The organism is Geothermobacter hydrogeniphilus (assembly GCF_002898515.1).
GTDB lineage: Bacteria > Desulfobacterota > Desulfuromonadia > Desulfuromonadales > Geothermobacteraceae > Geothermobacter_A.
The window spans coordinates 31,342-52,105 of the sequence record NZ_PPFX01000015.1 but is presented as its reverse complement, the minus strand read 5'-3'; the positions used below and the strand labels follow the sequence as shown (position 1 = coordinate 52,105).

Here is a 20,764-nt window from a genome sequence, read left to right as displayed (position 1 = left end):
TATCACTGAATGATGATTTCGGTCATCATGCCGCCGAAATCTTCCTGGTTGTTGCTGAGCTGTTCGAGGTTGCGGGAGTAGACGAAGTAGGTCCCTGGCGCCACCCCGGTGGTGTCAAGAATGACGTCCGTCGCCTCACCGCCGCCCAGACGGATGGAATTGGTCATGTAGAAGAGGTCGGTCCCGGTCGGGTCACCGTTGGTGCGCATGATCTGAGCCCCGTTGCCGACCACCTTCATCGGAATACTGGGAGAAATAACGGTGAAATGCTCGGTGGTTGACAGGCTGGACAAGCGGAGCAGCACCCTGTCTCCGGAAGTCGCCTTGATCAGTGACGGCATCCCTTGGGCAAAGTGACCTTCCTTGTTCAGGATCAGGTCGGGGTCGCCCGGATTGGCGGCCGGAGTGAGTTCATTGACCGTATCCGGGTATCCCCGTCCGTTGAACATCGGGTAGACATCACGCATGGTGGAAAAGGACAGAGGCTGAACGGTTTCATCCTCGGTGTGAAAAACCGGATCGAACGAGTGAATCTGCAGGGGCATCATCACATCGTAACTGGTCTCCCCGTCGATATCGTTGTAGGCGAACTTGTTGTACGTCTTCCCGTTCACGGTAATCGGGGGCCCGTTGTCCTGGATCGGATCGACGTAGAAGTTGCCGAGCATCCCCATCTGCATGTGTTCGGTCGCCTCGACATGGCAATGGTACATGTAGGTGCCGGGCTCGACGAGGTTGTAGAAGTAGGTCATGCTCGACCCCATATTGATGGCAATTGCCGAATCGGGCAGGCCGTCAAAAACAGACGCCACGTTCGGGAACCCGTGATAATGAACCGTATGCGGGTCGAACAGGTCGGGACGAATCAGCATGCCGACATTGTGCAGGGTGAGAAAGACCTTCTGCCCCTGCCTGAAGTGCATGGTCGGCGCCGGGAAATTGGCCCCCAGAACCAGCCCGGGATTGGTCGCGTCACTCCACATGTTGCCGGCATCGGCCGGATCAGGTGCGGTGCCGCTGACGACATCACCCGGGGTGTAGGGGCCACCGAAAGCCGAAAATCCGAAGGTATAGAGATGTCGTCCATCACCCATGACGGCATAGCCATCACCGCCGCCGATCTGGACGCAGATATTGTCATTGTCAACAATGCCGTCACCGTCAGTATCGACCCCGTCGGTATCGGGCGGACACTGCTGGCGATAAACCGCCTGTGAAGACCCCACCCCGACCAGGAGCAGGAGGGCGATCAGCGGCAGGACTGTCAGAAATCGTTTGCAACTCATCTGGAACTCCTTTCAATTGCCCTGCCGGGTTATCCCCGGCAGGGCTCTGCCTTAGTCAGGGTTATTGAATCGTGAAGGTGGCATCGGAGAAGTCATTGCCGATGAATGCTCCGGTCCCGTCTTTCGCGTTCACCCGGAACAGCGCCTGGCTGGTCGTCACGCTGGGAACCGTCCAGTTGTAGCTGGTCCCGACGACGTTATCCTGCACCCAGAGCCAGGTCGTGCCGCCGTCGGTCGAATAGCGCAGCAGGTAACTCGCCGCGGCATCCACCGCCTGCCAGCTCAATGTCACCTGGCTGCCGGCGATCAGAGTCTCGCCACCGTTGGGATAGACCACCAGCGGCGCCTGCCTGATCGTGAAGGTGGCATCGGAGAAGTCATTGCCGATGAAATTCCCTGCAACATCCCGGGCGTTGACACGTATCAAGGCCTGGCTGGTCGCCACATTGGGAACCACCCAATTGAAACTGGTGCCTGTTACATTTTGGAGGAAAGTCCAGGTAACTCCGTTGTCGGTGGAATAGCGCACCAGGTAGTCCACGGCAGCATCCACCGCCTGCCAGCTCAATGTCACCTGGCTGCCGGCTGTCAGGGTCTCGCCACCGTTGGGATAGACCACCAGCGGCGCCTGCCTGATCGTGAAGGTGGCATCGGAGAAGTCATTACCGATAAACGCTCCGGTCCCGTCTTTCGCGTTCACCCGAAACAGCGCCTGACTGGTCGCCACGTTGGGAATCGTCCAGTTGTAGCTGGTCCCGACGACGTTATTCTGCAGCCAGACCCAGGTCGTGCCACCGTCGGTCGAGTAACGCAGCAGGTAGCTCGCCGCGGTAGCCAGAGGGGTCCAACTCACGGTGACAACACTTCCCGCGGCCAACACTTCCCCACCATTCGGTGAAACAACCCTGAAGCTGGAGTTCTCATCCGCTCCGAGATCCTCGGCCGGACCGGTCGGTCTGACATCGCCGTCATAATCAAAAGACAACTCAGTCGGCGTTACCGTCTGCCCCGCATCAACGGCAGGAGAAGTCAGCGTGATGTGATAATCACCCAGCCCGATATTCAGCTCGGCAAACCTTACTGAAATATTGTTGCCGCCCTCATCGAGGGTTGCCGCGCTCTGCAGGGTGTTCTGGTAGGAGAGTACGAACTGCGGGTCGCCGATGATATTGCCACCGGCGCTATAGTCTTCACCGTTGAAACCGGTGGAACTGGTCAACAGCGAACGGGTCGGGTTGAGGGCGCTGGTTCCCGGAACCGCCTCGCCGGTGATGCCGAGGTCCCAGACGCCATCCAGGGTGATGGCTGCGCCGCCGACATTGATCCCCTGGTGGTGATAGGCCCGGTTCTGATAGATGATATTGTTGACCAGTGTCGGGTTGGGAATCGCCGTTCCGGCAGCAGTCGCCAGGGCGCCACTGTGAACATTGGCCTGAATCCCCGCCGGCATCGGCGTGGAGGGATCCAGGTTGCCGGTGGGGAAGGCTGCCAGAGCGGTTGCCGTGCTGTCATTGTTGGCGATGGTGTTGTTACTGATATCAACGTTGATCGCATCCTGCAGCGAAATCCCGCCGCCGCCCATGGCGGCAACATTGTTGACGATCATGTTGTTGTAAATCTTGGCGGTAGCACCGAGATCCGCCGCTGTATTGAGCCCGGAAATGCGGATTCCGCCACCGTAACCGGCCCCTGACATGTTGCTCTGGATCAGGTTGGCATTGATAACCACCGACCCGCTGCCGGTGCCGCCGGTCTCGTTGCCGACAAAGATGCCGCCACCGTCACCACCGCCGGGAGCGAAGTAGAAGACCTCGTTGAGGGCGATGATATTGTCCTGGATCCTGCCGCCACCACTGGTACCGATGTGGCTGATACCGGCGCCGAACCAGCGACTGAAGTTGCCCTCGACCAGGTTGTTGGCGACAAGGTAGTTGGTGGAACCGGAGTAGAGACTGATACCGCCGCCGCCATTGACACCGGAATTCTTCAACACCAGGTTGTCATGGATAAAGACGTCCGGGTTGTTCTTGACCTGCTGCGGGACGCCGACGGTAATACCTCCGCCGTACTGGCCCTGGTTGCCGGTGATCTCATTGTTGCTGATTTCAACCTGGGAACCGCCGTCGATAATGTAAAGGCCGCCACCGACCGTCGACCCTGTCAGGTAGAAACCATCCACCTTGGCATGATCACCGCCGGCGACAAAAGCGTTACCGGTGGCATTGCCCATCACCAGGATAACCGGTACCTCGTTGGCGGCATTGACGTTTCCGCCGAGGCCGGTCAGTTTGTCCCGCCAGTTCTGAATAATCGCCTGCGAGGAGGGCCGGCCATTGATGATGGTCCCCCGACCCGAGCCCTGAAGAGTCACCTCTTTGTAAAGAATCACGTTCTCGTTGTAGGTGCCGGCCGCAACCAGGATCCGATCGCCGGCAACGGTATTGGCATCATCAATGGCCGCCTGGATGGAGCCGAAGGGATTGGCCGAACTGCCGTCAGGAGTAGCACTGCCGGTTTCGGTGACGAAGATGTCTTTGCCGGCGGTGCAGCCGCCGAAAACAACCGATACGGCCAGCCGGTTCTTGTTGCCGTTATCACCACGGGTCACGTAAAGAGGCCCGCCCGGCGTAAGATCGCTCGGGATCGTTGCCGTGATTGTCGAATCGCTCCAGCTGGTAACGGTCAGCGCTACCCCATTGAGGGTTACGCCGCCCTGGGTTGCTCCGAAACCGAAATCACGGGTGATGACCGCCGAGCTGCCGGAGACGGCCGGATCATAATCAGGATTGGGTACCTGCGTCGGACCGGCAGAGGTGATGGTCAGGGTATCGCCGATCGCACAGGCCAGCGCTCCCGGCCCATTGTTGCTGGACACCGCATCGATCACCGGAACACCATCGGCCGGATTGACATCGAGCGAGGTGCTCGGATAGCCGACAAAGGCCGCGGTTGGGACGATCGGCGAGTCGATGTAGCTGGTGCGCCCCGGTTCAAACTGGAACACCCAGGGGGTAATCGCGTAGTTCGGATCGAAGTGCGGGTCACTGATGCGCGGTCCGGTCGGGTTGGCCGGATCCTGCATCAGGGGGTCATTGAGGATGATGTTGAGCATCGACAGGGTCACCCCTGAGGGCGATGCCTGGTCAACGGAATAGGTTCCCGGCGCGAGGAACTCATAGGTGCCGAATTCATCACTGTAGGTATGAGCCACTTCATGCCCGGCCCAGTCCCGCAACGAGACCGGCAGCCAGGATGGCGACATTTTCTCACCGAAGGCGGGACTGGCGGCATTGAATTCAGGTGCCACATCGTTGTTGATGAAGCCGACGCCGCGGGCCGCCTTGGGCACCTCGGTCAAAAGGAAGAAGTTGGCCGCGGCGTTCACCGAAGAGACAACCGCCACCTGTTTGCGATCACAGAGCGGCCGTGTCGTGCCGGCATAAGGAGCGGCAATCAGGTCGGCCGAGTCAACTCCTGGGAGAGCCGTCGTTCCATCTGAGTTGAATGTCAGATAAGTCGGAACCGTGTGCGGGTCACCGACGCAGACCGGGGGAAGAATCTTGATACTGGGAATGTACTGCTCGCCGAAATCAACATTCTTGTTTTCTTCCTTGAGCAACTCATAGCCGGGCGGGGTGGCTGCCTCGACAATATAGGTACCCGAGGTGAGAGGAATGGGAGTATCCGTGCCGAAACCGGCCCCCAGGCTGCGTTCATAATGGTCGAAGAAGGCGTAACCGCCGTCGAAAACGCCGGGACGCACCTGGTTCCAGGTCCCATAGCCGTCATAGCATTCGGCAACCGTCGATCCATGCACCACCGGCAGGCTCTGGTGGATGCAGCCGGTCGGCTTGTTGTCGTTCCAGCTGTCGGTATAGACGATCTGAACGGCGTCACCGAAATCGAAGGTGCCGTTGTTGTTGCGGTCCACATCCTCCGGCCCCCTGGTGTAAGTCGGTCCCGGAGCGACCATGGGGTTCCAGTTGAAGGGGTAGTTGTCGACATCAGCCGGCCGGGGTTGGCCGCCGCCCAGCGCGCAGGTCGGGTCAATGGCGCCCGCGGCGTCGAAACAATCGATAACCTGGTCGCCGTTACTGTCGTCATAGAGAGCAACCTGGACATCCGGAATTCCCGGTTCCCAGATTTCGGCAACAGCGATACGGGGGTCATCCTCGGCACGGGTTACGGCGTAATGGACGATGCCGGCAATGCCGCCGTTCTCATCGTCAGGAGTACCATACTGGCCATCCGGGCCCGGTCCGTAGAGATCCTTGCCCCAGTCGATGACGTTGGTCTGGTTGAGGTAGAGCTGCATCGCCTGGAGCAGCACCGGACCGGTCTCGGTACGGGAAAGGTTGTTGCCGGTGTTGGAATTGACGGTCGCCTGGCTCTGCGGCGCCAACTGGTCAAAGGATGGGATCGTCCACCCGCTGGCAGCCGGAATCGTCCCGCCTTTGTCAACGGCCGTGGTCATGCCGGTCGCCTTGTAGCGCAGGAAATCAATCTCGGTGACCAGCCACTTGAAGAACGGGAAAACCTCGGGGAGGGAATAATCCCCCTCCGGATCGGTCACTGTCGCCTGGTAAATGGTGCCGTCACGGAAACGGATGTTGACCGCCTGGCTCATGATGCCGACTTCGCCGGGATCGCGGAAACCGTTGTGCGCCTTGGCCGGGTTGCTTCCACCATCATCCTTGAAGACGTTGCCGACCAGGGTGCCGAACCAGCGGTTCGACATCCAGGTGCGGTTGATGTCACGTGATCCGTTGACCGGGTCGGGAACCTGCACCGGATGAAAACCGAACAGGGCGTCGAGCGGCTTGTCCCAGGTCACCAGCTGGTAGCTGTTGTCGGGAACATTGTTGATAGCAAAGTTGCTGGTTGCGTCGCAGGGCGCCGCGTAGAGACCCTGTCCGGTGATACCGTCGTTAATACCGACCCAGCAGTCGGCAACCGGCGGACCGATGTCAAATGTCATGTTGTTCGGCGGAGCGGCGTAGTGATTGAAACGGTTCTGCCCGCGAATAACACCGGTTGCGGTCGTGCGATCGACATAATGCGGATCATTGGTATCAGTGATATTCCACGGCAGCTCCGCCGGAACGACAAAACCATAAAACATGTGCCAGGGAGAGGCGGCACCGAACTGCTCGATGAAGAAACGCGGTTCATCGGCCATCACCCAGGCGTCAACCGTCGGCGTCCCCTCGATGGTCGAAGTCAGGATGTACGCCTTGCCGTCATGCGGCGGGTAGACGATAACCCCGTACTTGCCGGGACGCAGGTACTTGATCAGCGCTTCGCCGGGCATAAGGTTCCACGGGTTGAGACTCGGATCAGCCGTAACTGGTGTGTTGGTATCGCAGATGCTCTGTCGTTCGGGCACCGGGGTGGAGTCGACGGCAAACCCCTGGGCCTTGCAGTAGTCGGCCTCGGTCAGGGTCGTAACCGTGCCGGTGCCATAGGCGACCACGATCGGGTTGCCGGCGGTATCGAGCGTCGGTGCGCCGGTCACGGCATCGAACTGGTAGGTGGTGCCGAGCGGATTACCGAAGGCATCCGTCCACAGGGGACCGCCCCAGGCATCGCTGATCACCACCGAAGCTCCGCCGATACCGGGTTCCTGCTGGAGGTTGTCCGGAGCATTGTTGATCGGCCAGTGGTCACGAAACACGAAGACCGAAATCTGGGCGGTCGGCAGAGGCATCTGGTTGACCACCACCGTCACGCTGCCGGCATTCGCCGGCACCTGGGTGCCGCTCAGAGCATATCCCGAGTTCGGCATGACCGAAACATAGTAGCGTTTGGCCGGATCCACATCGATGGCAACCGGACCGGTTGCCATCCCCTGGGCCGGCTGGGCCGGATCGGTATTCTGCAGCATGGCCAGCGGCGCATAGCTGTTGTGGATGGCAAAGGAGGCCTGATTCGCTGTGGGCGTAACCTTATCCACCGTCGGATCTGTATCGAAGGTATTGTCCACTTCGACCAGGTAGCGGAACGGGGTGGTGATGGGGGTTCCGTTGCCGTCAACCACGTTGAGGGTGAAGGCCCCCGCCTGAAGTGCCGCCAGGCCAAGAAGTGCGGCCGTGATGACCAGAGTTCTCGTACTCACTGCACGTCTGAAAAATTGCTGCATCCCCAATGTCCACATATGCTGCCTCCTTGCCTGAGACGCGTTAAGCTGTTTGGCCATCAAGCTGTTGTTTGTTCCGGGATGGCTCGATATTGAGAGCTTGAAACCAAAAAAATCGCGACAAAATCCGCGTTGAGGGAGATATCGAAAACCTGTCGCCCGCTGGTCCTGCCATAGCTGAAAAGATCAGTTCATGCTTGAGAGGATAACCCTGTCTCATGAGAGCCAATCGACAGTTCCGGAAGTGCTTCACCCCGGTTCGAAACTGTGCAAATGCCCACTTGGGGTAGAAAAACTCTAAATTGAAAACCAAAAAGGTCAAGTTTTTTTCCTGTTATTTTTTGCTAACATGCGCAAAGAGAGGACCAGATAAAACGAATGGTCAGAGGAGAGTAAAACGTATCTTCAAGAAAAGTCTATGGGGAGAAATCCCCGTTTTTAAGGTAGGATTTTCCTACCCGACCGCCCCGATCATCGTTCGATTCGTCCGACAATCCTCGGGGAAACTGCTAGTATGTTTCAGACTCGAATCCATCGGTTCATGCCCGCGAACCGGGCAGATGCCGCAGAAACACGACTTAATTCCTTGAACTGGATGAATGCCATGTCTCTCCGACACCCGTCTCCGCCCGGCTTCTTTTTTCTCGTCCTACTGCTCACCTTCGTCAGCGGAACTTCGGCCTCGGCCAAATATGAACGCAGCCTCGAAACCTATCTGGCGCCCGACGTCACCCTGGTCAACCAGGACCGGCAGCCGGTCCCGCTGAGACAACTCCTCAATAGCGGCAAGCCGGTCCTGCTCGATTTCATTTATGCCACCTGCACCACGATCTGCCCGGTCCTCTCCGCCGGATTTTCCAACCTGCAGAAAAAGCTTGGGGATGAAGCCTCCGGAGTCCAGTTTGTCTCGGTTTCCATCGACCCCGAGCATGATCGGCCGGAAATCATGAAAGCCTACCTCACCCGCTACCGTGCCCGGCCCGGCTGGGACTACCTGACCGGGACACGGACCGACATCGACCAGGTCATGCACGCCTTTGACGCCTATGTCTCAGATAAGATGTCTCACTATCCCCTGACCCTGATCAAGGTGCCGGGCAAGGATCAATGGCTGCGCATCTACGGCCTGACCAGTACCCGTGATCTCCTCAGGGAATATCGGCAGCTCTACCCCGGGAAAGCAAAATAGGTATGCGATTGTTCTATAGCTTCCTGCTGTCGGTTTTGTTACTGCTCGGACCCGCGACAACCGGGCAGACGGAAAACCTTGTCGGCGGACTGACGCCGGATCAGGCCCTCAAGGCCGGAGAGCGCATGTACCGCGAAGGAATTCTCCCTTCCGGCAAACCGATGCAGGCCCTGGTGCAGGGCGACATCCCGGTCGACGGGCGCATGTTCACCTGCCGGAACTGCCACCTGCGCAGCGGCCTCGGGACGGCGGAAGGGACAATCATTTCCCTGCCGACCAACGGTCGCAAACTGTTCCGCACTCTGCATCGGGGGGCAGAAATTGAAACCAACCCGCCGCGGCACCTGCTGGCCAAGCCCTTTCAAAGCGAGGATATCCGTCCAACCTACACCGACGAAAGCCTGGCCGATGCCATCTGGACCGGGAGAACACCGAGCGGCCGCGAGCTGGGCGCGGCAATGCCGCGCTACCTGCTCGCCCCACCGGACATGGATATCCTGGTTTATTATCTGAAGCATCTTTCGACCGACTTCTCTCCAGGAGTCGACAAACAGACGCTCTTTTTCGCCACCGTCATCACTGACGAAGTCCCTGCAAAAGATCGTCGCTCCATGCTCGGCGTTCTACAGGCCTACATCCGGGACCACAACGCCCGCTCCCGACATGACGAAAAACGTGCCCGCCACGGCCCTTTCTATCGTCAGGACCGCTTCGCCCCCTACCGACGCTTTGATCTCAGCATCTGGGAACTGCATGGCCCGCCCTCAACCTGGGAAAAACAACTTACGGATTACGCGGCCCGCAAACCGGTCTTTGCCCTGCTGGGAGGAATCTCAACCCGGGACTGGACCCCGATTGACAACTTCTGCAACAAAAATAAAATTCCGTGCATCTTCCCGGTGACCGACCACCCCGGGCTGAACCCCGACAACTGGTACACTCTCTATTTTTCCCGGGGTCTGGTTGAAGAAGCAGAAACTGCGGCCCGCTATCTGGCCAACAACAGAACGGAAACAGTTCCCCCGTTGCTGGTGTACGACAACGATGCACGCAGCCGAACCCTGACTGAAGCATTCATCCGCCAGTGGACGACCTTGGGACAACAGCCGATCCGAACCCTGCAGTTGCCGACCGGCACTCAGGCACGCCTGGCGTTCTGGCAAAGAATCCTCTCGTCAGGACAACAGGCGTCGCTGGTTCTCTGGCTGCAGCGGAACGCGATGAAGGAACTCTTCACCCTGGCCCCGCAACATAGCGCTCTGCAATCCCTGTTGCTCTCCTGGAGGATGCTTGACAGCAGCAGCGCCGGACTGCCGAAAGCCTGGCGCGACAAGATCCGCCTGACCTATCCCTATCGGTTGCCGGGGCAATTGAACAGCCGCCTCAGCTTTGTCAAATCATGGCTCAAGTTGAAAAAACTGCCGATAGAGAATCTGCACATCCAGGCCCAGACCTATTTTCTCGGCTGGGTTCTTACCGGCAGCACGCGAATGATGGGAGATGATTTCTACCGGGACTACTTCCTCGATGTCATCGACATGATGAACGATGAAGTCTATGCCATTGCGACCGTCCCGAGGGCCAGCTTCGGCGCCGGACAGCGTTATGCCGTCAAGGGTTGCTACATTGTCGGGCTGGATGAAAAGGACCCGGCAAAGCTGGTGCCGCTGACGCCCTGGGTGGTTTATTGAGGTGAGATATCACCCCCTCAATCCCCCCTGTAAAACAGGGGGGAAGCATGCGAACAAACAAGGGGGCGCTCCGATAAAGTCAGGCTATTTCCAGCAACAGAAAAAGCCCCCGACCGAAAACCGGTCGGGGGCTTTTTTGCGCGTTAAACGGGATTTAAGCAGCTTACATCATGCCGCCCATGCCGCCCATGCCGCCCATACCGCCCATGTCGGGCATGCCGGGGGCCGCAGCTTCATCCTTCGGCAGGTCGGCGATGCAGGCCTCTGTGGTCAGCATCAGGCCGGCGACCGAAGCGGCGTTCTGCAGCGCCGAACGGGTCACCTTGGTCGGGTCGATGATACCGGCGTCGATCATGTCGCCATACTCGCCGCTGGCGGCATTGAAACCGAAGGCGCCTTTGCCGTTGAGAACCTTGTCGACCACAATGGAGCCTTCAACACCGGCATTGGCGGCAATCTGCCGCAGCGGCTCTTCGAGGGCGCGACGGACGATGGCGACACCGAACTTCTGCTCGCCTTCAGCCTCGACCTTGTCCAGCTCGGCAACGGCACGCAGCAGGGCGACACCGCCGCCGGGGACGATGCCCTCTTCCACCGCGGCACGGGTGGCGTGCAGGGCGTCTTCGACGCGGGCCTTCTTCTCCTTCATTTCGGTCTCGGTGGCGGCACCGACCTTGACCACGGCAACCCCGCCGACCAGCTTGGCGAGACGTTCCTGCAGCTTCTCACGATCGTAGTCGCTGCTGGTCTCCTCGATCTGGGCGCGGATCTGCTTGACGCGGCCCTCGATGTCGGCTTCGCTGCCGGCACCGTCGATGATGGTGGTGTTGTCCTTGTCGATGACGATCCGCTTGGCGGTACCGAGCATGTCAAGGGTAGCGGCCTCGAGGCTGAAACCGACTTCTTCGGAGATCACCCGGCCACCGGTGAGGATGGCGATATCTTCGAGCATCGCCTTACGACGGTCACCGAAACCGGGGGCCTTGACGGCGGCGACATTGAGAGTGCCGCGCAGCTTGTTGACCACCAGGGTCGCCAGCGCCTCGCCCTCAACGTCCTCGGCGATAATCACCAGCGGCCGACCCTGCTTGGCGACCGGCTCAAGGATCGGCAGCAGGTCCTTCATGTTGCTGATCTTCTTGTCGTGGATCAGGATCAGGGCGTCTTCCATCACCGTTTCCATGCGCTCGGCATCAGTGACAAAGTAGGGGGAAAGGTAACCGCGATCGAACTGCATCCCTTCGACGGTCTCCAGGGTGGTCTCCATCGACTTGGCTTCCTCGACGGTGATGACCCCTTCCTTGCCGACCTTCTCCATCGCCTCGGCGAGAATGGTGCCGATGGTCTCGTCAGAGTTGGCCGAGATGGTGCCGACCTGGGCGATCTCGGTGTGATCCTTGATCGGCTTGGAAAGCTCTTTCAGGGACGCGACCGCCACTTCAACCGCCTTGTCGATGCCGCGCTTGATTTCCATCGGGTTGTGCCCGGCGGTCACCAGCTTGACGCCCTCGCGATAGATGCCCTGGGCAAGCACGGTGGCGGTGGTGGTGCCGTCACCGGCGATATCGGACGTCTTGGAAGCAACTTCCTTGACCAGCTGGGCGCCCATGTTCTCGAACTTGTCTTCGAGCTCGATTTCCTTGGCGACGGTCACACCGTCCTTGGTGATCAGCGGAGCACCGAAGGATTTTTCGATCACGACATTGCGGCCCTTGGGACCGAGAGTCACTTTGACGGCATTGGCCAGGCTGTTGACACCGACCAGAATTTTCGCGCGGGCGTCCTGCCCGAATTTGATTTCTTTTGCAGCCATGTTGGTGAATCCTCCTCGTTATGTGTTCGTGCAGCGCGGCGCGCTGTGTTATTCGACGATCCCCATGACGTCGTCTTCACGCATCATCAGGTATTCCTTGCCGTCAACCTTGACTTCGGTGCCCGCGTACTTGCCGAACAGCACCGTGTCACCGGCCTTGACATCAAGCGGCAGAACCTTGCCGTCCTCGGTCTTCTTGCCGTTGCCGACGGCGACAACCTTGCCCTGCTGCGGTTTTTCCTTGGCGGTATCGGGAATGATCAACCCGGAGGCGGTGGTGGTTTCCTCTTCAAGGCGTTCGACGATGATGCGGTCATGCAGTGGTCTGATGTTCATTTTCTACAACTCCTTTCAGTGATAATAAATAGACTGGTCTGCCCAGTAGACTGGTGAGTGAAAGAGTTCCATTGTTAGCACTCGACGACGATGAGTGCTAACAATGGAACAGGGCTAAATATAATCAGCCTTCAGCGATTGTCAAGGTCTTTTTGCCGGGAATTTAAAAGAGGGGAAACGTTCAGGATCCGGCCAGGGATTTCAGCAGTTTCTGCGCCAGGGTGGTGGCGATATCGGTCGCCAGGCGGCGCCGCTGAACAAGGATATTGCTGTAATCGTGTTCGAAGAATATCTCGCGGGGATACTCCATCACCAGGGTCGGTTCAGACTGCCCCGGCTGGAAGAGTTTCAGGCGGCTGCGGGAACGGATGGTGGTGGCGCAGCAACCCGACTCCTCGACATAGGCGAACAGATCACCGGTCAGGTAATAATGGTCGGCCAGCCAGTCTTTATCGATGGTGGACAGGTTCTGTTTGAGGATGACGAATTCGTAACGGTCAACCACGCCCTCGGCGTTCAGGGCATCGACAAACTGGTCGAAAATGCCTTCTTCCACCTCCCGCGGCACCATCACCGTGGTGAAGGGGACAATATAGATCTTTTCGTTCGGCGGCACCACGGAAAAACCTTTTTCGGTATGGACCGCCGGTCGCTGATGACAGGCGCTCAGCAGGACCAGGCACAACAACAGAATCGCAACAGACTTCATGATTTTCATCATCCCCCAACCAGGCATTATCAGGCGACCAGAGCGCCGCCGCAGGAAGAACCGCAGCCGGCGGTACAACCGAAGCAGTGGCTGCCGGTGGCAATGGCACGTCCGTCCAGGCACCCGGCATCGAGATCGTCGATATGCTGCGGCAGTCCATCCTTCAGCCCGAGCCCAAGCACAATGTTGAAGTCACAGTCGGCCAGGGTCCCGTCCCAGGCGACACAGATCTGATGACGACACATCAGGCCGTCCACCGTCATCGGGTTGAAGGAATCCTCCAGCAGGGTGCGATATTCCTCCTCCAGTTCCCGACGCCGCAGATCCTCAAGAAACCGGCCGATGGGCATGTTGGTGATGGTCAGCAGACGGGTGAACTCAACCCCGTGTTCCTGCCGCAGGTAGCTGCGATAGTCGTTTTCCAGTCCTTCCTGACCGGGGGGAAGGCTGGGGCCGCCGGGATTGTAGACCAGGTTCAGCACCAGCTGCGGGTCGCGACCGTAACCGAGCCCGTTGAGCAGCCGCAACGCCTCGATGCTGCGCCGATAGACACCGCTGCCGCGCTGGGCATCGACATTACTGTCAAGATAGCAGGGAAGCGAAGCGACCAGCTGCACCTGCTGGTCGCGGAAGAAGTCCGGGGTCTGCTGCTGACCCTCTTCAAACAGGACGGTCAGATTGGTTCGCACCTGAACCGGATGTCCGCTTTTGCTCAACCCGGCAATAAACGGCTTGAGTCCCGGATTCAGTTCCGGCGCGCCGCCGGTGATATCGACCTGGCTGCCGGGAAAGAGATCGGCCAGACGCTGCACCGACTGCATGGTCCGATCGGTCATGACTTCGGTTCGACGCGGAGATCCCTCGACATGGCAGTGGCGGCAGCTGAGATTGCAGCGCAGACCGACATTGACCTGGATGATGCGGGGGATGTCCGCATGGAGATCCCGACCGGTATTCTTCCGGACGGTACGATCGAACTCGTTCATCGGTTCTCCAGAAAAAGCGCACGGATCGACCGAACGCGTTGAAAAGTGACAGATTCAGTCCCCGGCGGTTCCCGCCGCGGTCAGGGGGCGAGCAGGCGCTTGATTTCCTCCAGCAGCAGGTCCGGCTGAGCGGCTTCTGCAGGAACCCGTCAGCGCCGGGCTGACGGGCGAGGCGTCGCAGCTCATCACGCGGCTTGGTCGAAATCAGCACCACCGGAATCGTCCGGCTCACCTCCCGCGATTTCATGCGCCGAGCCTTGCGGTCACCGGAAACATCCGGCAGGACCACATCCATCAGGATCAGGTCGGGCGGCGGCGACGCTTCTATCAACGGGTTGGCCGACAGCGCGCACTCAGCCGTAACCACTTCAAACCCGGCTTCATCCAGCATATCCCGGGTAATTTCACGTGTCAGACGACAGTCATCAACGACCAGAATCTTCTGCGACATTGCCCCCCCTGGTTGATCACCAAAACACACATGAACAGTGGTTCAAAGCGGAAGAGTTCACTGCTTCAATTGTGGGCATCAATGGTGTAACCATACCACAGCACACGACAATACTGTCAACGCTCGCTCGCCGACAGTAACCCCAGATCCACCGGCTGTTTTGCGGTCCGAGGGTGGCGGGACGGGTGGAGATGCGCGGCGCCGCACCGTTTCGGGCGCAGACGTAGCCGCGCTACGTCGAGCACCGAAGCGGTGACGGCAACAAAGCAGATTCACCCGTAACGACAGCCGAATCCCGAAATTGCCGGTGGATTTGGGGTAACCCGGCTGACCGGAAAAACCTCAGGCAGGCTCCAGACCGGCAAACTTGAGCAGTAGTTTTTTCGCGCCGACAGTATTGAAAAAGACAATCACCTTCTGGTTGTCTCCCCGTCCCTCGATACGCCGGACGGTTCCCAAACCGAACTTGACATGACGCACCCGCAGGCCGATACGCAACCCCTCCTCGGCTTCGGGGACCAGGCGCACCTCCTCCAAACCGGTTGCTGATTCCTCAACCTCCGGGGCCTGAGGCACCTGGGAAAAAACCGAGGCCAGGTTGTGCTCCGCGGGTCTGCGCAGACCGGAATCGGCCGGTTGCGCCAACAGTCGCGGCGGGATTTCATCCAGGAAACGGCTGCGGGCATTGTACTGGTAACTGCCGAACACCCGCCGCCGCCGGGCGTGCGTCAGAAAAAGACGACGCATGGCGCGGGTCATGCCGACATAGCAGAGCCGTCGTTCCTCCTCAACATCCTCCTCATCGCCACTGCGACTGTGCGGAAAGAGCCCTTCTTCCATGCCGGTCATGAAAACGACCGGGAATTCAAGCCCCTTGGCCGCGTGCAGGGTCATCAGCGTCACCCGGTCGAGACTGCGGTCGTAGGAGTCGAGATCCGTCACCAGGGCGACCTGTTCCAGGTAGTCGCCGAGACCGGCCTCGTTGCCGCGGTGCTCTTCCATTCCCTTGAGCAGTTCCTCGAGATTCTGCAGCCGTTCCTTCGCCTCGCGGGTCTTCTCTTCGCGCAGAGCCGGACCGTAACCGGTTTCCTCGATCAGTTCGGCGGTCAGTTGCGGATAAGGCAGCCTTTCCAGGCGCCGCGTGAAGGAGTCCATCATTTCAACAAAGGCTCGTACTCGACGGGCGGCGGCCCCGCCCAGACCGCCCCGCTCAAGGGCAAGGCGGCAGGCCGGGAGAAAACCTCCGGCTTCCGCCTCGAAAGGGTCGATCCGGCCGACGGTGGTCTTGCCGATACCACGCGGAGGAACGTTGATGATCCGTTTCGCTGAAACCGAGTCGGCCGGGTTGACCAGCACTCTCAGGTAGGCGAGCACGTCCTTGATTTCCATGCGGGCGAAGAACTTCAGGCCACCGAACATCGCATAGGGAATGCGCTCGCGAACCAGTGCCTCCTCCAGCACCCGGGACTGGGCATTGGTCCGGTAAAAAACCGCCATGTCGCGCAGATGCAGCCCGTCTCCGCGCAATCGGCCGATCTGACGGGCGACAAACCGCGCTTCTTCAAGGTCATCCGGCAGGGCTTCCAGAACCAGCGGTTCCCCGGCATCGTTTTCGGTCCAGAGGGTTTTGCCCTTACGATCGACATTCCGCGCCACTACCTCGCCGGCCGCTTCGAGGATGGTCCCGGTCGAACGGTAATTCTGTTCCAGACGGATGGTGACGGTGCCGGGATAGTCCCGCTCGAAGCCGAGAATGTTGCCGATCTCGGCCCCGCGCCAGGCATAGATCGACTGGTCGTCATCACCGACCACGCAGAGATTGCGGTGTTCCCGCGCCAACAGATCGACCAGGCGATACTGGACGCCGTTGGTATCCTGGAACTCATCCACCAGCAGGTAATGAAAGCGCTGCCGCCAGCGCTCCAGAATTTCGGGATGTTCGCTGAACAGTCGCACGGTCAGCAGCAGCAAGTCACCGAAATCGACCGCGTTGGCCTGTTGCAGACGCTGCTGGTACAGGGCATAAAGATCGTCGATCAACGTTTCGAGGTAACCGCCTGCCGGCAGCTGTCCCGGTAGCAGGCCGTTGTTCTTGGCCCGGTCGATAGCCGCGGCCAGGGCGTTCGGCCGCAGGGTCTTTTCGCTGATGCCGCGCTCGGCGAGCAGATCCTTGAGCAGCCGTTTCTGGTCCTGATCGTCATAAATGGTGAAGTCACGAGAATAGCCGAGGGCCGCGATCTCCTGCCGCAGAATACGAACACAGGTGGCATGGAAAGTTGCCACCCACGGCAATTCACCCTCACCGAGCAGACGCTCAAGGCGCTCCTTCATCTCCCCGGCGGCCTTGTTGGTGAAGGTCACGGCGAGAATCTGCCAGGGCGGCACGCCGCGCTCTTCAATCAGCCAGGCGACCCGATGAATCAGGGTCCGGGTCTTGCCCGATCCGGCCCCGGCCAGAATCAGCAGCGGACCGTCACCATGGGTCACCGCCTGCCGCTGGGGATCGTTGAGTCCCCGCAGCAGGTTATTCATCGTCATCCCCCAGGGAGCGTGACATCAGCGCCCGGTTGTAGGCCGAGACCATGTCACGACGGGAGATGATGCCGACCAGCTTGCGGTGCGTCTCACGGTCGACCACCGGCAGCTGTTCGATGTTGCGATAACCGATTTTGCGCATGGCGGTATCCAGATCCTCCTCGGCGTGGGCGGTGATGACATTGACGCTGGCCAGTTCCTTGACCACCACCAGGTCCATCAGGTCACGTTCAAAGACCACCCCCATGAAATCCTGCACCGAAATGATCCCGGTCAGCTCGCCGGTCCGGTTGACCAGCGGGAAATTGGTATGCCGGGTACTGGCGATGAACTCGGCGAACTGGCCGAGGGTCATGTTTTCGGGGACCGTCTCCACCTCGCGGGCCATCACCTCGCCGACCTTCAGCGCCTTCATGATATTGCGCTCCTTGCCGGCTTCGAGGTCGATCCCGGCCCGGGAAAGCTCCACGGTTTCGAGACTGTCCTTCTTGAAATGCCGGGCGATGGCGGTGCCGATGACGCAGGTCAACATGATCGGAATGATGACCTGGTAGCTGTCGGTGATCTCGAACAGCAGGAAGATGGCGGTCATCGGCGCGCTGGTCGCCGCGGAGAGGAACGTCCCCATACCGACCAGGGCGTAGGCGCCCGGCGAGAGTCCGGCATCGGGAAAGACCAGCGCCGCCAGGTGACCGAAAGCGCCGCCGGCCACCGCGCCGAGAAACAGGCAGGGAGCAAACATTCCGCCCGGCAAACCGGAACCGAGCGTGATCGAGGTGGCCAACGCCTTGGCCAGCACCAGGCCCGCCAGCAGGGCCAGCGCATGTTCACCGAACAGCACCGTCTCCATGAACTCGTAGCCGTTGCCGAACACCTGCGGCAGGGCGATACCGATCAGCCCGACCAGCAGCCCGCCGAGCACCGGCTTGGCCAGTCGCGGCAGGGGGATCGCGTCAATACGATCCTTGATGAAAAAATGCAGATCGATGAAACCGACCGACAGGATCCCGACAAAAATTCCCAGCAGCAGGTAGAGGCCCATTTCCCAGGGGCTGTTGACAAAATAGGGGGGGGCGGACAATTCGGAGATATTGCCCAGCAGGGCGCGGGAAACGACTGTCGCCATGCCGCTGGCGATGACGATGGAGGTAAAGCTGGCCAGTTCGAAGGAGGAGAGCAGAACGATTTCGGTGGCGAAAAAGACGCCGGCGATCGGCGCGTTGAAGGTTGCCGCCACCCCGGCCGCGGCACCGCAGGCGACCAGCACCTTGAGCCGGTCGCCGCTCATCTTGAACAGCTTGCCGAACTGGCTGCCGATCGTGCCGCCGATAACCGCGATCGGCCCTTCCTGCCCGGCACTGCCGCCGGTGCCGAGAGTGATCGCCGCCCCCAGTCCGCGGGTAAAGAGCGGTCGCAACGGCAGCTTGGCGCCCTGCAGGTTGACCCGAACCAGGAACCCGGCGAACCCCCCTTTCAGGTCCTTGCCGAAAAAGATCCACAACGGCAGAATCAACAGACCGCCGAACGCCGGCAGCAACGCCACCAGAGCACGCTGCGGAGTCCATTGATCAAAGGAAATCTGCAACAGGTCCAGACTCTGTTCAAAAACCAGCTGGTGAACCAGTTCGATGGTCTGACGAAAGAGGTAGTTGCCGAGGCCTCCGAGCAGACCGATGAGGACCGCGAGAATGATCAGGAAGGTGTTTTCACTGATGCGGATACGCGGCAGGGCTCCGGTCAGCAGGCGTTGCAGTTTTTTGAACAGGCGGTTGGCGAAAGACAAGGCAGGAATTACTCCACGGTGACGCTCTTGGCCAGGTTGCGCGGTTGATCAACGTCGGTCCCTTTGATCACCGCCACGTGGTAGGCCAGCAGCTGCAACGGCACCGAGGTCAGAATCGGCATCAGTTCATCGCTGGTTTCCGGCAGTTCGATCAACGCGTCGCACTTGTCGCGCAGACCGGTTTCGGCCCGGGTGGCCACCGCGATCACCCGACCGCCGCGTGCCCGGACCTCCTCCATGTTGGAAATAACCTTTTCGTAAGTTTCATTGTGCGGCACCAGGACCACCACCGGCAGGTTCTCATCGATCAGCGCGATCGGTCCGTGCTTCATCTCTCCGGCGGGATAGCCCTCGGCATGGATGTAGGAAATCTCCTTCAGTTTCAGCGCTCCCTCCAGAGCAATCGGATACTGATTGCCGCGCCCGAGGTAGAGAAAATCCCTCGCATGGGCAAAGGCCTTGGCGATATTTTCGATCGGCACATCCAGCTCCAGGGCGGTTTCAAGCTTGCGCGGCAGACTGACCAGTTCGGCGACCCGCCGCCGACATTCCTCCGCGCTGAGCTGCCCACGCACCCGGCCGAGACGCAGGGCGAAAAGGTAGAGGCCGATCAGCTGGGTGGTGAACGCCTTGGTCGAAGCGACGCCGATTTCCGGCCCGGCATGGGTATAGATGACACCGTCGCTTTCCCGGGCGATGGAAGAGTCGACCACGTTGCAGATGCAGACGGTACGGCCGCCCTTGCCCTTCGCCTCGCGCAATCCGGCCAGGGTATCGGCGGTCTCGCCGCTCTGACTGATCAGCAGGGTCAGGGTCTCCTCATCGACAATCGGATCGCGATAGCGGAATTCGCTGGCAATATCAACCTCGACCGGAATCCGCGCCAGCTTCTCGATATAGAACTTGCCGACCAGGGCCGCATGCCAGGATGTCCCGCAGGCAATGATGAAAACCTTTTTCAGGCTTTGCAACTCCTTGTCGTCAAGACCGAGACTCTCCAGGTGAACATCACCCTCCTCATCCTTGAGTCGGCCGGCAATGGTATCGGCGACCGCCCGCGGCTGCTCATAGATTTCCTTGAGCATGAAATGTCGGTATCCACCCTTCTCGGCCATCATCGGCGACCAGGTGATGGTCTTCGGCGTCTTCTGCAGCGGCGTGCCGGCCAGGGTCGAAACCTGCATCGACAAGCGATTGAAAACCACCAGTTCACCATCTTCGAGAAAAACCATCTCACGGGTATGGGAGAGCATCGCCGGAATGTCCGAGGCGACGAAATATTCTCCCTGGCCCTGACCGACCACCAGCGGTGAACCGAGCTTGGCGGCGATCAGTTTGTCCGGCTCGGCCTCACAGAGAACCGCCACCGCATAAGCGCCCTGAACCTCGCTGAGCGCTGCGCGGACCGCGGCCTCGAAATCGCCGCTGTCGTTGAAATGCTGCTCGATCAGGTGGGCGATAATTTCGGTGTCGGTTTCCGAACGAAAGTTGTGCCCGAGACCGATCAGCCGTTCCTTGAGTTCCAGGTAATTTTCGATGATGCCGTTATGAACCACGACGATGACACCGGCCTGGTGCGGATGGGCATTGGTCTCCGACGGGCGGCCATGGGTGGCCCAGCGGGTGTGTCCGATGCCGACACAGCCGGGAACCGGCTGCTGCCGCAGGAGGGTTTCAAGGTTGACCAGTTTGCCCTCGGCCCGACGGAGTGCAATGCGGCCATCATCCAGGGCCGCGATCCCGGCTGAATCGTAACCACGGTATTCAAGCCTCCGCAACCCCTCGATGACAATGTCTGAAGCCTGCTGCGATCCGATATATCCGACAATTCCACACATTAGATGATCCG

General features: G+C 59.7%; 11 protein-coding genes and 1 pseudogene. 2 read left to right on the top strand and 10 right to left on the bottom strand.

The features are described 5' to 3' along the window. Positions 1-2: 2 nt before the first annotated feature. Positions 3-1,286 (bottom strand): multicopper oxidase domain-containing protein, encoded by a 1,284-nt coding sequence (locus C2E25_RS08235; RefSeq protein ID WP_103115280.1) that lies wholly within the window; start codon positions 1,284-1,286, stop codon positions 3-5. Between the two features lie 61 nt (positions 1,287-1,347). After that, the gene (locus tag C2E25_RS08230) at positions 1,348-7,401 is read right to left on the bottom strand and encodes a right-handed parallel beta-helix repeat-containing protein (RefSeq protein ID WP_158247192.1); all 6,054 of its coding nucleotides are present in this window, start codon (positions 7,399-7,401) and stop codon (positions 1,348-1,350) included. 625 nt (positions 7,402-8,026) lie between these two features. Between C2E25_RS08230 and C2E25_RS08220 the strand changes: the two genes are divergently transcribed. Further along, positions 8,027-8,611: an SCO family protein gene (locus C2E25_RS08220; protein WP_199177384.1), complete on the top strand. Its 585-nt coding sequence runs from the start codon at positions 8,027-8,029 to the stop codon at positions 8,609-8,611. Between the two features lie 2 nt (positions 8,612-8,613). Then, entirely contained in the window at positions 8,614-10,302 is a 1,689-nt protein-coding gene (locus tag C2E25_RS08215; RefSeq protein ID WP_103115276.1) for an ABC transporter substrate-binding protein, read from the top strand. 163 nt (positions 10,303-10,465) lie between these two features. On the opposite strand, the gene groL is transcribed toward C2E25_RS08215, so the two are convergent. The 8 genes and pseudogenes from groL to glmS all read right to left on the bottom strand — a co-directional run bounded on the left by groL (position 10,466) and on the right by glmS (position 20,753). Continuing rightward, a complete protein-coding gene (groL, locus tag C2E25_RS08210) occupies positions 10,466-12,115 on the bottom strand; it encodes a chaperonin GroEL (protein ID WP_103115275.1) in 1,650 nt (549 codons plus the stop codon). A gap of 48 nt (positions 12,116-12,163) precedes the next feature. Beyond that, complete coding sequence (gene groES, locus C2E25_RS08205) at positions 12,164-12,451, bottom strand: co-chaperone GroES (RefSeq protein ID WP_103115274.1); 288 nt, start codon at positions 12,449-12,451, stop codon at positions 12,164-12,166. A gap of 181 nt (positions 12,452-12,632) precedes the next feature. Continuing rightward, complete coding sequence (locus C2E25_RS08200) at positions 12,633-13,160, bottom strand: hypothetical protein (protein WP_146032930.1); 528 nt, start codon at positions 13,158-13,160, stop codon at positions 12,633-12,635. A 29-nt stretch (positions 13,161-13,189) separates the two neighbouring features. Continuing rightward, on the bottom strand, positions 13,190-14,146 hold the full coding sequence (gene arsS / locus C2E25_RS08195) for an arsenosugar biosynthesis radical SAM (seleno)protein ArsS (RefSeq protein ID WP_103115272.1): 957 nt from the start codon (positions 14,144-14,146) through the stop codon (positions 13,190-13,192). 133 nt (positions 14,147-14,279) lie between these two features. After that, positions 14,280-14,597 (bottom strand): annotated as a pseudogene (locus C2E25_RS18105) (response regulator); the annotation flags it as partial. A 342-nt stretch (positions 14,598-14,939) separates the two neighbouring features. Beyond that, positions 14,940-17,129 (bottom strand): ATP-dependent helicase, encoded by a 2,190-nt coding sequence (locus C2E25_RS08185; RefSeq protein WP_103115271.1) that lies wholly within the window; start codon positions 17,127-17,129, stop codon positions 14,940-14,942. Beyond that, positions 17,122-18,915 (bottom strand): chloride channel protein, encoded by a 1,794-nt coding sequence (locus C2E25_RS08180; RefSeq protein ID WP_233189378.1) that lies wholly within the window; start codon positions 18,913-18,915, stop codon positions 17,122-17,124. The genes C2E25_RS08185 and C2E25_RS08180 overlap by 8 nt, the downstream gene beginning before the upstream one ends. 8 nt (positions 18,916-18,923) lie before the next feature. Continuing rightward, complete coding sequence (glmS, locus tag C2E25_RS08175) at positions 18,924-20,753, bottom strand: glutamine--fructose-6-phosphate transaminase (isomerizing) (protein ID WP_103115270.1); 1,830 nt, start codon at positions 20,751-20,753, stop codon at positions 18,924-18,926. Positions 20,754-20,764: the final 11 nt, after the last annotated feature.

Coding starts and splice junctions, on each gene's coding strand:
- C2E25_RS08235 (WP_103115280.1), bottom strand. CDS start 1,286: ATGAGTTGCAAACGATTTCTGACAGTCCTGCCGCTGATCGCCCTCCTG.
- C2E25_RS08220 (WP_199177384.1), top strand. CDS start 8,027: ATGTCTCTCCGACACCCGTCTCCGCCCGGCTTCTTTTTTCTCGTCCTA.
- C2E25_RS08215 (WP_103115276.1), top strand. CDS start 8,614: ATGCGATTGTTCTATAGCTTCCTGCTGTCGGTTTTGTTACTGCTCGGA.
- groL (WP_103115275.1), bottom strand. CDS start 12,115: ATGGCTGCAAAAGAAATCAAATTCGGGCAGGACGCCCGCGCGAAAATT.
- groES (WP_103115274.1), bottom strand. CDS start 12,451: ATGAACATCAGACCACTGCATGACCGCATCATCGTCGAACGCCTTGAA.
- C2E25_RS08200 (WP_146032930.1), bottom strand. CDS start 13,160: ATGAAGTCTGTTGCGATTCTGTTGTTGTGCCTGGTCCTGCTGAGCGCC.
- arsS (WP_103115272.1), bottom strand. CDS start 14,146: ATGAACGAGTTCGATCGTACCGTCCGGAAGAATACCGGTCGGGATCTC.
- C2E25_RS08185 (WP_103115271.1), bottom strand. CDS start 17,129: ATGAATAACCTGCTGCGGGGACTCAACGATCCCCAGCGGCAGGCGGTG.
- glmS (WP_103115270.1), bottom strand. CDS start 20,753: ATGTGTGGAATTGTCGGATATATCGGATCGCAGCAGGCTTCAGACATT.